Source organism: Pseudomonas sp. IPO3749, assembly GCF_013386605.1.
GTDB lineage: Bacteria > Pseudomonadota > Gammaproteobacteria > Pseudomonadales > Pseudomonadaceae > Aquipseudomonas > Aquipseudomonas azotoformans_A.
Genome location: NZ_JACARN010000061.1, coordinates 1 through 12,511, shown reverse-complemented (window position 1 = coordinate 12,511; position 12,511 = coordinate 1). Strand labels below are relative to the sequence as shown.

Below are 12,511 nucleotides of genomic sequence, written 5' to 3'. Positions count from 1 at the left end.
GCGTCTTCAAGCTCCGATGTCTGGCAGAATTATACGCATCTAACCTGTGGTTTCCCGTGTCTCATGCCTGCTATTACGTCCGATCTGCCCGCCCTCGCCCAATCGATCAAAGACTGGGGCCGCGAGCTGGGCTTTCAACAAGTCGGCATCAGCGGCCTGGACCTGGCCGAGCATGAGCAGCACCTGCAACGCTGGCTCGACGCGGGCTATCACGGCGAGATGGACTACATGGGCGCCCATGGCAGCAAACGCTCCCACCCCGATGAACTGGTGCCGGGCACCTTGCGCGTGGTGTCGCTGCGCATGGATTACCTGCCGGGCGACACGCAAATGGCCCAATTGCTGGCCAAGCCGGAAAAAGCCTATATCTCGCGGTACGCCCTGGGCCGCGATTATCACAAGCTGATCCGCAAGCGCGTGCAGCAACTGGCCGACCGCATCCAGGCGCAGATCGGCCCATTCGGTTTCCGTGCCTTTGTCGACAGTGCGCCGGTGCTGGAAAAAGCCATCGCCGAAAAAGCCGGGCTGGGCTGGATCGGTAAAAACACCCTGGTCCTCAATCGCAAGGCCGGCAGCTATTTCTTCCTCAGCGAGCTGTTTGTCGACTTGCCACTGCCGATCGACGCGCCCCACAGTACCGAACATTGCGGCCGCTGCACGGCTTGCCTGGACATCTGCCCCACCAATGCCTTCGTCGGTCCTTACGTGCTGGACGCGCGACGCTGCATTTCCTACCTGACCATCGAGCTGAAAAACGCGATCCCCGAGGACCTGCGTCCCCTGATCGGCAACCGTGTGTTCGGCTGCGATGATTGTCAGATCGTGTGCCCGTGGAATCGTTTCGCCCGCTCTACCGCCGAAAGCGATTTCAAACCGCGCCACAACCTGGATAACGCGGAGCTGGCCGAACTGTTTATGTGGGACGAGGATAAATTCCTCAGCAGTACCGAAGGCTCACCGCTGCGTCGTGCCGGCTACGAGCGCTGGCTGCGCAACCTGGCGGTGGGCCTGGGCAATGCGCCGTCGAGTATTCCGGTGCTGGAAGCCTTGAAGGCGCGCCGGGATTACCCGTCGGAGCTGGTGCGCGAACACGTGGAATGGGCGCTGAACCAGCACGCTACGCGCTAGTGCACGTCGTCGTTGTAGACGAACTTGGGCATTTCCCAGTGAAAACGGATCGCCAGCAGGCGTAATAGAAAGCCGCTGAACAGGGTCAACAGGATCGACTGCTCGCTGGGCAGTTCCAGATAAAGGCAGAGCATGTAGAACCAGGCGGCGAGGAACGACACGCTGGCGTACAGCTCACGACGGAAGATCAGCGGGATGTCGTTGCAGAAGATGTCGCGCAGGATGCCACCGAAAACTCCAGTGATCACACCACTGACCGACGCCACCAGCATGCCGTGGCCCATCTCCAACGCGGTCATGCAGCCGATCAGGGTGAAGGCCACCAGGCCCACGGCGTCCAGTGCCAGGAACAGCGAGCGCAGGCGGCGCATCAGCGGTGCAATAAAGATCGTCACCAGTGCGGCAATAGAGGTCAGCACCAGGTATTCCGGGTGCTTGACCCAGGTCAGTGGGTAATGCCCGAGCAGCACGTCACGCACCGAACCACCGCCCAACGCTGTGACGCAGGCGATCAGCACTACGCCAAACCAGTCCATGCCGCGTCGCCCGGCCGACAGCGCGCCGGTCATGGCTTCGGCGGTGATGGCGATGAGGTAGAGCATCAGCAGCATGAGGGCGATCCTTGCATTGAGGCCGGCAGTCTAATCATTTGCTGACGGCACCAAAAGGGGGCGTCACGCTTTGATGAAATGCTTGCGGTAATGCTGCAACTCGGCAATCGACTCGCGAATATCATCCAGCGCCAAATGCGTGCTGCCTTTATGGAAGCTGTCTTTGACTTCCGGCGCCCAGCGCGCGGCCAGCTCTTTGAGTGTCGACACATCCAGGTTGCGGTAATGGAAGTAGCTTTCCAGCCCTTTCATGTGGGTATAAAGGAAGCGACGGTCCTGGCAGATGCTGTTGCCGCAGATCGGCGACTTGCCCTTGGGCACCCATTTTTCCAGGAAGGCGATAGTCTCGGCTTCGGCTTCGGCCATGCTGATGCGGCTGTCGCGCACGCGCTGGGTCAGGCCGGAGTTGCCGTGGGTGCGGGTGTTCCACTCGTCCATGGTGGCGAGGACGGCATCGCTGTGGTGGATGGCGATCACCGGACCTTCGGCCAAGGTGTTGAGGTTGCTGTCGGTGACAATCGTCGCCATCTCGATGATGACGTCGGTGTCGGGGTTCAGACCGGTCATTTCCAGATCGATCCAAATCAGGTTCTGTGGGTTTTGCATGGCTTGATTCTCTTGGCACCTTGGCGTAGCTGCGCAGTTTAGCAGGCGGGGGCGTGCTAGACTCGCGACCGTTTTACCCAACCTTTGCATTATCGACACGGAACACCCATGGCCAAACGCCAGCTCAACCGTCGCCAAAACTGGCGCATCGAAAAGATTCAAGGTGAACGCGCCGCTCGCGCCGCCAAACGTGAATCCTCCGCCGTGGAAGCGCTTGAAGGCGGCGACCTGGGCCCTGAACAAACAGGCCTGGTGATCGCGCACTTTGGTGTGCAGGTCGAAGTCGAGGCGCTCGAAGGCGAACTCGCAGGCCAAGTGTTCCGTTGCCACTTGCGCGCCAACCTGCCTGCGCTGGTGACCGGCGACCAAGTGGTCTGGCGTGCCGGCAACCAGGGCATCGGCGTGATTGTCGCCCAGCTGCCACGCACCACCGAACTGCGCCGCCCCGACAGCCGTGGCCAGCTCAAGCCGGTGGCGGCCAACGTCGACATGATCGTCATCGTGTTCGCGCCACTGCCCGAGCCCCATGCCAACCTGATCGACCGCTACCTGGTCGCTGCCGAGCATGCTGGCATCCGCCCGCTGTTGCTGCTGAACAAATTCGACCTGATCGACGAGCAGAACGCCCCGGCACTGAATGCCCTGTTGGCGGTGTACCGCACGCTCGGCTACCCGGTGCTGGAAGTCTCGGCGCATCACGGCAATGGCATGGAACAGCTGCAACAGCAGTTGGACGGCCGCATCAGCGTGTTTGTCGGCCAGTCGGGCGTGGGTAAATCCTCGCTGGTCAACAGCCTGCTGCCGGAAGTCGAAACCCGCGTGGGCCCGCTGTCGGAACTGTCCGGCCAGGGCACTCACACCACCACCACCGCGCGTCTGTTCCACTTCCCCGGCGGCGGTGAGTTGATCGACTCCCCCGGCATCCGAGAATTCGGCCTCGGCCACGTCAGCCGCAGCGATGTGGAAGCAGGCTTCATCGAATTCAACGATCTGATCGGCACCTGCCGCTTCCGCGACTGCAAACACGACCGCGAGCCGGGCTGTGCATTGCTCAAAGCGCTGGAGGATGGGCGTGTGCAGCAGCAGCGGATGAATAGCTATCGGTCGATTATTGCGAGCTTGCCGGAGAGCAGTTACTGAGCCGCCATGCCTTGATACACATAAAGTAAGGCACAGGTCGGCCTAGTCCATTGATTTAACGGGGTTTGGCATCAAGAATTCAGAACAACTGGGCGGCCAGTCGACACGAGCCAGCTTGAATTCGGAATTTCTGATGCGCATAATTGCTCCGTCACCAGCGAAAGCTGGCAGGAGTCTGGATCCTTTTCGGGGTTGATCCAGCGGCGCAGAAGGGGCGAAGCAAGCTCCACTGCGTGTCGAATGAAGCCGCCTTCGGGCGGCTTTGCTTTTTGTGGGGAATTAACGATTGCCTCTCTACTATCACCCCAAACAAGGCGATGTGCTGCTCTGCGACTTCACGCGAGGCTTTGTTGCACCAGAAATGTTGAAGATCCGCAAAGTCGTAGTGATATCCCCGACGGCTACCCACAACCGCAAGCTCTGCACGGTAGTGCCGATCTCTTCTACCGCTCCCGAGATACAGCACGACTGGCATCATTTACTTCACACCAATCCACTTCTAACGGATGGCTACAAAGAGCTGTGGGTGAAGTGCGACATGATTTACACCGTCAGCTTCGAGCGGCTCGACAAACTCCACAGAAAGACCCGTTCCAAAGGGCGAGAGTACTTCGTACCGAGGTTATGTACCGACGACATGCAAGGCGTGATCAGCGGTGTGAAAGCCTATCTTCCGCTCTGACGGATACGAAAACGCCCCAATGAGTTGGGGCGTTTTCACCGACGAAGTTTGTCGAAAAGGGCCTACGACCCGGTACCCGGCACCGTAGGATCCTTCACCCCACCATCATCAAACAAGTTCAGCTTCTGACGCAGTTCATGCGCCGGCAACGGCTCCTGTCCTGGTGGATTCGCGTTCGGATCGGCCGGCACCTCTCCCGGCGCGCCTGCGCCTGGGGTAGGTTGCGGCGGCGGCGGTTGATCACCCTCAATCGCACGCTGAGCCTTTTTGGTCAGCACCACGATATCGATCCGGCGGTTGACCGGGTTGAACGGGTCTTGATGATCAAACAGCTGCGACGAAGCAAACCCCACCACCCGCGCCACTTGCGGGTCCGGATAACTGCCGGCAACCAGCGCGCGGCGCGCGGCGTTGGCACGGTTGGCAGAGAGTTCCCAGTTGCCGAAATCGCCCTGGCCCGCGTATGGCTTGGCGTCGGTGTGGCCGCTGATGCTGATCTTGTTCGGCACCGCCTTGATGGTGTCGGCCATGGCCAGCAGGATGTCTTCAAAGTACGGCTTCAGGCGCGCACTGCCGGAGTCGAACATCGGCCGGTTGGCCGCGTCGGTGATCTGGATGCGCAAGCCTTCGGGCGTGATTTCGAAGGAAATCTGGTCCTTGAATTTCAGCAGTTGCGGGTTTTCTTCGACCTTGGTCTGCAGCTCTTGCAGCAGCAGCTCAAGGCGCTCCTGCTCGACCTGCTCAGCCATGGACTCGACGGTGTCGCGCTCGATCGGGATTTTCTCCTGGGGCGACTCGGTCTTGATCTCCGGGTTGATGGTGCGCTCAGGCGCCAATTGCGGCGAGCCGCCCAGGTCGATCACGAAGGGCGTGCCGCTTTCCGAGAAACCAATTGGGTCTTTGAAGTAGCCGGCGATGGCGATCTTCTGTTCGGGCGTGGCGGTGGACATCAGCCACAGCACAAGGAAGAACGCCATCATCGCCGTCGCAAAGTCGGCGAAGGCGATTTTCCAGGCGCCGCCATGGTGCCCCGCAGCGAAGCGCTTGACGCGCTTGATGATTATCGGCTGGTTGTTTTCCATGGCTTAGCGACCGCGAACCGCTTGTTCCAGCTCGGCGAAGCTTGGGCGATGTTTCGGGTACAGCACCTTGCGGCCAAACTCCACTGCCAGGGACGGCGGCATGCCGGAAGCCGAGGCAACCAGGCTGGCCTTGATCGATTCATACAGGTTGATTTCTTCCTTGGCGTCATGGGCCAGGGACGTCGCCAGCGGGCCGAAGAAGCCGTAGGCCGCGAGAATACCGAAGAACGTACCCACCAGCGCCGCACCCACGTGCATGCCGATAGCGGCCTGGTCGCCCTCGCCCAGGGACGCCATGGTCACCACGATACCGAGTACCGCCGCGACGATACCAAAACCCGGCATACCGTCAGCGATGCCGGTCACGGCGTGGGAAGGATGCTCCAACTCTTCTTTAAGGCTGAACAACTCCATGTCGAACAGGCCTTCCAGCTCATGGGGGGCCATGTTGCCGGAGGACATGATGCGCAGGTAGTCGCAGATGTAGGCGGTCATGCGCTCGTCTTTGAGCACGGCCGGGTACTTGGCGAAAATCGGGCTGGCGGCGGCGTCTTCGATGTCGGCCTCGATGGCCATCATGCCTTCGCGGCGGCTCTTGTTGAGGATCTCGTAGACCAGCCCCAGCACCTCCAGATAGAAGGTGTGGGTGAAACGCGAACCGAACATGCCCAGCGATTTCTTGACCACGTGCATGGTCATGTAGCCGGGGTTTGCCTGCAAGAATGCGCCGAACGCCGCACCACCGATGATCAGCACTTCGAAGGGCTGGATCAACGCAGCAATTTTACCGTGGGACAGGACGTAGCCACCGAGCACGCTTGCGATGACGACGATGATGCCGATAATTTTAGCCATAGGGGATGAGTACTTGCGCCGTCGGGTTCATGGACATATTGGGTGTAGCAGAAAACTCTTGTTCTACTTATCGGCAAAACTGCGCCAGACTATAGCCCGTTAAGGCGAAAAGCCAGTTCGGCCCGCTCCGGGCGTGTAGACCGCAAGTGATGATCGCGCCCCTATCATGGCTAATGAAACGACAGTCCCAAGTGCAAAACCCAACTCTCTCGCCGCTTGGATCAAGCGCCTGGACGATGTGCTGCTGCCTGTGCCCCAGGCCAGCCACGACCGGGTGTGCAAAGGCATCCGCGACAGCCGCAGTTCATTGCGAGATATTGCCGATCTGATGCAAAGCAGTCCGGCGCTTGTGCTCAGCGTGATGCGCGAGGCCAACAGCCACACCCATGGCAGCCTGGCAGAACCGGCGGAAAACCTCGAAGTGGCGCTCAACCGCCTGGGCCTCAAGCGCGCCGAAGAACTGCTGGCGCGCCTGCCGTCGGTGCCGGCCAATGAGATCCCCGTGGCGTTGCGCCAACTGCTGTTGATCAGCCAGCACGCGTCGCAACAAGCCAACGGTTTGTTCGGCAGCCGCCTGGCGCGACTGTGGCAGGACATTCACTGGGGCAGCCTGCTGTTTCTGTCGCCGCTGTGGCCGATGGCGGTCGCCTACCCCAAGCTCCTGGAAGAATGGGAACTGCGGGTGATCCACAAGGGCCAATCGGCCCGCGAGGTCGAACAGGCACTGTTCGGCGTGCGCCTGCTGGACCTGTGCGTCGGCCTGACCGAAGCCTGGCACCTGCCGATCTGGGTGTCCCAGGGCTACAAGCTGCTGATGAGCGAGCAACGCCTGCTGGTCAAGGCGCTGCACATTGCCCGCGAAGACGACCCACTGCGCCACCAGCAATTGCTCGACGCCGAACCCAACCTGCGCCGCTGGTTGAACCAGCCGGCCAATACCGTGCTGCTGGCCAACGGCCTGGCGATGTCGGCCCAGGAGTCCTGGACCTGCCCGCACACCGAACGCTGGCAACTCCTCACAGCGCTGTACCTGCAACAGCCCCTGGGCGAGGTGCAGCAGCAGGTCCACCAGCAGGCCGTCACCAGCGCCCGCACCACCTTGATGCCTGACCTCTGGCACCCGGCGCTGTCGCTGATCTGGCCGTGGCATGTGCAGAAGATTCATCGCGGCCTGCTCCCAGCGCCGCCGCCCACCGCCGAGGCCCTGGCCGTGTGGCGCAAGCGCTGCACCGAACTGCTGGTGGAACCGAGCCGCTTTGCCAACGCCATGCACCTGACCACCTGCGCCAAGGAGGCCCTGGTGGCCAGTGGCATGCAGCGGGTCATGCTGTTGATGGCTGACCGCGCCATGAGCACCTTGCGTGTGCACCAGGTCGATGGCCTGCCAAAGGATGCGGCCAATTTGAGCCTGGATGTGGTCAACAGCACGCTCTTGCAGCGCCTGCTGGAAAAATCCGCCCAGGTGCGCCTCAACCCGGAAAACCACGCCCAGTTCTCGGCCCTGCTACCGCCGATCCTGCGTCGCCTGTTCACCGGCGAACACCTGTTGCTGCGCTCGCTGAGCTGTAATGGCAAGGTGGTGATGCTGATGGTGGCCGACCAGGGCGGCGGGCCGTTCTCGGAAACCACCGTGCAGGCCTTCGGTAAAACCGCCCAATGCATCGAGAAAGCCCTGCACTGCTTTACCAACCGCAGCGCCTGATGCTTGCGCTACAATCGCCGTCTTTTATCGCCAACATTTGTGCCCAGGAGACCTCACATGCCTGACTTCTCTGGCTTGCCGCTGGTGATCGAATCCAGCGACCTGCTTGGTCGCCTCGATACCGAACACCTGATACTGGTGGACCTCACCAGTGCCGCCCGCTACGCCGAAGGGCATATCCCCGGCGCGCATTTCGTTGACCCCAAGCGCACCCAACTGGGCCAGCCGCCGGCACCCGGCCTGCAGCCCAACAAGGCTGATCTTGAGAAGCTGTTCGGCGAACTGGGCCACACCCCGGACGCCACCTACGTGGTCTACGACGACGAAGGCGGCGGCTGGGCCGGGAGATTCATCTGGATGCTCGACGTGATCGGCCACCAGAAGTACCACTACCTGGACGGCGGCCTGCTGGCCTGGCTGGAAGAAAAGCACCCGGTTTCCACCAACGTGCCCGCCCCCGTCGGCGGCCCGGTCAGCCTCACGTTGCACGATGGCCCCACCGCCACCCGCGAATACCTGCAAAGCCGCCTGGGTGCCGCCGACCTGGGTATCTGGGACGCACGCGGTCCGCTGGAGTATTCCGGCGAGAAGGTCCTCGCCGCCAAAGGCGGGCACATCCCCGGCGCGGTGAACTTCGAATGGACCGCCGGCATGGACAAGGCGCGCAACCTGCGTATCCGCCGCGACATGCCGCAGATCCTCGAAGACCTCGGGTTGACCCGCGACAAAGAAATCATCACCCACTGCCAGACTCACCACCGCTCTGGCTTCACCTACCTGGTGGCCAAGGCGCTCGGTTATCCGCGAGTCAAAGGTTATGCCGGTTCCTGGGGCGAATGGGGCAACCACCCCGACACCCCCGTCGAGATTTAAGGTTTAAGGACAGTTATGAAAAAGCAGTTGTTTATCCTCAGCCAGTACTTGCTGCCGCACCACTTGCTGTCGCGCGTGGCCGGTTGCATCGCCGAGTGCCGCGTACGCTGGTTCAAGAATGCCTTCACCAGCTGGTTCGCCAAGCGTTATCAAGTGGACATGTCCCAGGCCCTGGTTGAAGACGTGACCGCCTATGAGCACTTCAACGCCTTCTTCACCCGCGCCCTGAAAGACGGCGCGCGCCCACTGGATCAAACCCCAGGCGCGGTGTTGAGCCCCGCCGATGGTGCGGTCAGCCAATTGGGCCCAATCGAGCATGGGCGGGTGTTCCAGGCCAAGGGTCACAGTTTCAGCGTGCTGGAATTGCTGGGCGGCGACTCGGCCGTGGCGGCGCCGTTCATGGGCGGCGATTTCGCCACCATCTACCTGTCGCCGAAGGACTACCACCGCGTGCACATGCCGCTGGCCGGCACGCTGCGCGAAATGGTCTACATTCCTGGCCGCATCTTCTCGGTCAATCAGACTACCGCCGAAAACGTACCTGAGCTGTTCGCGCGCAACGAGCGCGTTGCCTGCATTTTCGACACCGAACGCGGCCCGATGGCTGTGGTGTTGGTGGGCGCTATGATTGTGGCGTCGATTGAAACCGTATGGGCCGGGCTGGTAACGCCGCCGAAGCGCGAGCTGAAAACCTTCCGCTACGACGAGGCTGCACGCGCGCCGGTTCATCTGGAGAAAGGTGCGGAGCTGGGTCGGTTCAAGCTGGGTTCGACCGCGATTGTGCTGTTTGGGCCGGATCAGGTGAAGTGGGCTGAGGAGCTGGCCGCTGGCACCCCGGTACAGATGGGCCAAGGCATCGGTCTTCCGAGAGCCTGATTGAAGGTGGGAGCCTGGCCCGGCTCCCACATTTACCAGTTAGAGCGAGTTACAGCTGACCGTCGCGATCACGGAAGCCCAGCAGATACAGCACGCCATCCAAGCCCAACGTCGAAATCGCCTGCTTGGCCGACTGCTTCACCAACGGCTTGGCGCGGAACGCCACACCCAACCCGGCAATTGCCAGCATCGGCAGGTCATTCGCACCGTCGCCGACCGCAATGGTCTGTTCCAGACGCAAACCTTCCTTGTGCGCCAATTCCTTGAGCAGGTCCGCCTTGCGCTGAGCGTCGACAATCGGCTCGACCGCCACGCCGGTCACCTTGCCATCCACCACTTCCAGCTCGTTGGCGAACACGTAGTCGATGCCCAGCTTGGCCTGCAATTGCTTGGCGAAGTAGGTGAAGCCGCCAGACAGGATGGCGGTCTTGTAGCCCAGGCGCTTGAGTTCAGCGAACAGGGTTTCGGCGCCTTCGGTCAGGCGCAGGGAGGCGCCGATGGAGTCCAGCACGCTCACGTCCAGGCCTTTAAGCAGCGCGAGGCGCTCCTTGAAGCTGGCGCGGAAGTCCAGCTCACCGGCCATGGCGCGCTCGGTGATTTCGGAAACCTGCTCGCCCACGCCAGCCGCTTTGGCCAATTCGTCGATGACTTCGGCTTCGATCAGCGTGGAGTCCATGTCGAACACCGCCAGACGGCGGTTGCGGCGGAACAGCGAGTCCTCCTGGAAGGCGATGTCGACATTCAGCTCCTGGGCCACGCTGAGGAATTCGGCGCGCAGGGCTTGCGGGTCGGCCGGCTCACCGCGCACGGAGAACTCGATGCAGCCCTTGCCTTTGTCGGCCGGGGTGTCCAGCGGCATACGACCCGACAGACGGTCGATATGGTCGATATTCAGGCCGTACTGCGCGGTAATGGAGCTGACGCGTTGCAATTGTTCGGCGGTGACCTTGCGGGTCAGCAGCGTCACGATGTGGCGTTTCTTGCCCTGGCCGGCCACCCAGTGCTGGTAGTCCTCTTCGGACACCGGGGTGAAGCGCACCTGTTGATCCAGCTTGTACGCCGTAAACAGGATGTCCTTGAGTACCGAAGACGCCTGTTCAGTGCTCGGAATCTCGACCAGGATGCCGAACGACAAGGTGTCGTGGATCACCGCCTGGCCGATGTCGAGAATGTTCACACCACCCTGGGCCAGAACGCCGGTAATGGCTGCGGTCAGACCTGGGCGGTCTTCCCCCGTGATGTTAATCAGGACAATTTCGCGCAAGGCGCACCCCCAGGCTGGAAAAAAACCGCATTCTACCCACTTTCAGTGACCATCGGGCACAGCCAGCGCTTTGCCGGTTCTAGGGCTGTCGCTATACTGCGCGTCAACTTCACGGACCAAGAGCCGAGCGCAAGTGAACCGGCCCACGCCAGTAAAAACCGATAATTTCTTCCTGCTGATCTTCCGGGCACTGCGCCACCGCCGTGTACCGATTGCATTACGCATCGCCAGCCATAACGTGATCCTGGTCGCCCTGGCCCTGGTGATCTACGCCTGCGTGATGGGTTTGCAGTTCAAACAGGCCATGCACGAGCAAGCCGACGCCCTGGGCGAGAGCTTGACCACCCAGACCGCCACCTCGGCGACTGAGCTGCTGGTGTCCAACGACATCCTCAGCCTCAACGTGCTGCTCAACAACCTGACCAAGAACCCGCTGGTGGCCCACGCCGCCATCTACAGCGTGGACAACCGGATCATGGCCGAAGCCGGGCAGCGCCCGAAAAACGGCCTGCTGGGTGAAGCCGAAGGCTTGTACCAGAGCAACATTACGTTTCAGGATGTGAAGGCCGGTCAACTGCGTATCAGCCTGGACATGCAGCAATTCCAGCAGCCGATGACCATCAGCCTGCAAAGCATGGGCATCTTGAGCGCGATCCTGCTGGCGTTGGCGCTGGCCTTGAGCCTGCGCCTGGGCCGGCACATCTCCACGCCGCTGATGCAGTTGCGCATCTGGCTGCGCGATATCGACGAACACACCCCGGCCACTGACCGCCAGGATGAAATCGGCGACCTCGCCCGCCAGTTGCACGCCAGTTTCGCCCCGGAACCGGTGGTGCGCGAAGTAGAGCCCGAGCCTGAGTTCGATGAAACCGATTACGACGACGAGCCTGAGTTTGAAGTGCAGGACGCGCCGGTAGCGGGCCTGAAGCCTGCCACCCGCCAGGCGTTCAAAGCCGAAGAAGATGAGTTGGACGACGAAGACCCCTTCGCCGACCTGCGCGACACCTCGGCCAGCGCGCCGGCCGTCGCACCGAAACTGGCCCCGGTGAAGAATACCGAACCGCAGTTCAGCGCCGTATTGGCCGTGCAACTGGGCGCTCAGGACCAACTGCGTCGCCTGCCCCGCACACGCCTGACCGAGCTGCTGGAGCGCTACCGTGACTGCCTCGACCAAGCCGCGTCGCTGTACCAGAGCGAACTGCACACCCTGAACGATGGCAGCACCTTGATGCTGTTCCACAGCGAAGACAGCGGCGAAGACTACCTGACCAACGCCATCTGCTGCGGCGAGTTGCTGCGCGCCCTGGGCCATGCCCTGCAGATCGAAGTGGCCGACAGTGGCATCACCTTGCAACTGCAGTTGGGCCTGACGGTGAGCGACGACCTGTTTGGCATGACCCAGATCGACCTGCTGCTCACCGAAAGCGCCCAGGACGCCCTGGCGCTGTCGCAACACAGTCGCAACCTGCTGCTGGTGGAGCGCAAGATCAGTGAAGACACGCTGATCCGCCAACGCGCACGGATCCGCCCGATTGCCAGCCCCGAGGGTGCCAGTTGCGTGGAGCGGTTGATGGAGCCGTATCCGTCGATGCTGGAGCGGCAGTTGGCGCGGATGCACGAGACTCGCACCAAAGGTTAAGGTGAAACGGGCTTGTTGTAGCGGAGCGGGCTTCTGTGGTGAGCGGGCTTGCC

12 protein-coding genes are annotated in these 12,511 nt (G+C 61.7%); 7 read left to right on the top strand and 5 right to left on the bottom strand.

Features of this window, described 5'->3' with window-relative positions; translation table 11 throughout:
• Positions 1–63: 63 nt before the first annotated feature.
• Complete coding sequence (gene queG, locus HX812_RS22995; RefSeq protein WP_038850731.1) at positions 64–1,128, top strand: tRNA epoxyqueuosine(34) reductase QueG; 1,065 nt, start codon at positions 64–66, stop codon at positions 1,126–1,128.
• Here queG and HX812_RS22990 read toward each other — a convergent pair.
• Together HX812_RS22990 and orn are read right to left on the bottom strand one after the other, a co-directional pair.
• On the bottom strand, positions 1,125–1,739 hold the full coding sequence (locus HX812_RS22990) for a trimeric intracellular cation channel family protein (RefSeq protein WP_028615507.1): 615 nt from the start codon (positions 1,737–1,739) through the stop codon (positions 1,125–1,127). The two genes, queG and HX812_RS22990, sit on opposite strands and share 4 nt — an antisense overlap.
• Before the next feature lie 63 nt (positions 1,740–1,802).
• Positions 1,803–2,345, bottom strand: coding sequence for an oligoribonuclease (orn, locus tag HX812_RS22985; RefSeq protein WP_003171343.1), 543 nt, complete (start codon positions 2,343–2,345; stop codon positions 1,803–1,805).
• Between the two features lie 108 nt (positions 2,346–2,453).
• Here orn and rsgA point away from each other — a divergent pair, with 108 nt between their 5' ends.
• Together rsgA and HX812_RS22975 are read left to right on the top strand one after the other, a co-directional pair.
• On the top strand, positions 2,454–3,485 hold the full coding sequence (gene rsgA, locus HX812_RS22980; RefSeq protein WP_033898469.1) for a small ribosomal subunit biogenesis GTPase RsgA: 1,032 nt from the start codon (positions 2,454–2,456) through the stop codon (positions 3,483–3,485).
• A gap of 286 nt (positions 3,486–3,771) precedes the next feature.
• On the top strand, positions 3,772–4,167 hold the full coding sequence (locus tag HX812_RS22975; protein ID WP_038850732.1) for a type II toxin-antitoxin system PemK/MazF family toxin: 396 nt from the start codon (positions 3,772–3,774) through the stop codon (positions 4,165–4,167).
• Between the two features lie 62 nt (positions 4,168–4,229).
• Here HX812_RS22975 and motB read toward each other — a convergent pair whose 3' ends face one another.
• Positions 4,230–5,249: a flagellar motor protein MotB gene (gene motB, locus HX812_RS22970; RefSeq protein ID WP_038850733.1), complete on the bottom strand. Its 1,020-nt coding sequence runs from the start codon at positions 5,247–5,249 to the stop codon at positions 4,230–4,232.
• 3 nt (positions 5,250–5,252) lie between these two features.
• On the bottom strand, positions 5,253–6,104 hold the full coding sequence (gene motA, locus HX812_RS22965; protein ID WP_016976894.1) for a flagellar motor stator protein MotA: 852 nt from the start codon (positions 6,102–6,104) through the stop codon (positions 5,253–5,255).
• Positions 6,105–6,270: 166 nt separating this feature from the next.
• Here motA and HX812_RS22960 point away from each other — a divergent pair, with 166 nt between their 5' ends.
• From HX812_RS22960 to asd, 3 genes are read left to right on the top strand one after another with little or no spacing between them, the layout of a single operon-like run.
• Positions 6,271–7,806, top strand: a complete 1,536-nt coding sequence (locus HX812_RS22960) for an HDOD domain-containing protein (protein WP_038850734.1) — start codon at positions 6,271–6,273, stop codon at positions 7,804–7,806.
• Positions 7,807–7,863: 57 nt separating this feature from the next.
• Entirely contained in the window at positions 7,864–8,679 is an 816-nt protein-coding gene (locus HX812_RS22955; RefSeq protein ID WP_038850736.1) for a rhodanese-like domain-containing protein, read from the top strand.
• A 15-nt stretch (positions 8,680–8,694) separates the two neighbouring features.
• Entirely contained in the window at positions 8,695–9,555 is an 861-nt protein-coding gene (gene asd / locus HX812_RS22950) for an archaetidylserine decarboxylase (protein WP_038850737.1), read from the top strand.
• 49 nt (positions 9,556–9,604) lie between these two features.
• Here the strand turns inward: asd and serB are convergent, their stop codons facing one another.
• The gene (serB, locus tag HX812_RS22945) at positions 9,605–10,819 is read right to left on the bottom strand and encodes a phosphoserine phosphatase SerB (RefSeq protein WP_038850738.1); all 1,215 of its coding nucleotides are present in this window, start codon (positions 10,817–10,819) and stop codon (positions 9,605–9,607) included.
• A 133-nt stretch (positions 10,820–10,952) separates the two neighbouring features.
• On the opposite strand from serB, the gene HX812_RS22940 reads away from it, so the two are divergent.
• Positions 10,953–12,458, top strand: a complete 1,506-nt coding sequence (locus HX812_RS22940; RefSeq protein WP_038850741.1) for an AhpA/YtjB family protein — start codon at positions 10,953–10,955, stop codon at positions 12,456–12,458.
• The last annotated feature ends 53 nt before the right edge of the window (positions 12,459–12,511 follow it).

Bases quoted from the DNA above. Each gene is read 5' to 3' on its own strand.
- queG (WP_038850731.1), top strand. From the start codon at position 64: ATGCCTGCTATTACGTCCGATCTGCCCGCCCTCGCCCAATCGATCAAA.
- HX812_RS22990 (WP_028615507.1), bottom strand. From the start codon at position 1,739: ATGCTGCTGATGCTCTACCTCATCGCCATCACCGCCGAAGCCATGACC.
- orn (WP_003171343.1), bottom strand. From the start codon at position 2,345: ATGCAAAACCCACAGAACCTGATTTGGATCGATCTGGAAATGACCGGT.
- rsgA (WP_033898469.1), top strand. From the start codon at position 2,454: ATGGCCAAACGCCAGCTCAACCGTCGCCAAAACTGGCGCATCGAAAAG.
- motB (WP_038850733.1), bottom strand. From the start codon at position 5,249: ATGGAAAACAACCAGCCGATAATCATCAAGCGCGTCAAGCGCTTCGCT.
- motA (WP_016976894.1), bottom strand. From the start codon at position 6,104: ATGGCTAAAATTATCGGCATCATCGTCGTCATCGCAAGCGTGCTCGGT.
- HX812_RS22960 (WP_038850734.1), top strand. From the start codon at position 6,271: ATGGCTAATGAAACGACAGTCCCAAGTGCAAAACCCAACTCTCTCGCC.
- HX812_RS22955 (WP_038850736.1), top strand. From the start codon at position 7,864: ATGCCTGACTTCTCTGGCTTGCCGCTGGTGATCGAATCCAGCGACCTG.
- asd (WP_038850737.1), top strand. From the start codon at position 8,695: ATGAAAAAGCAGTTGTTTATCCTCAGCCAGTACTTGCTGCCGCACCAC.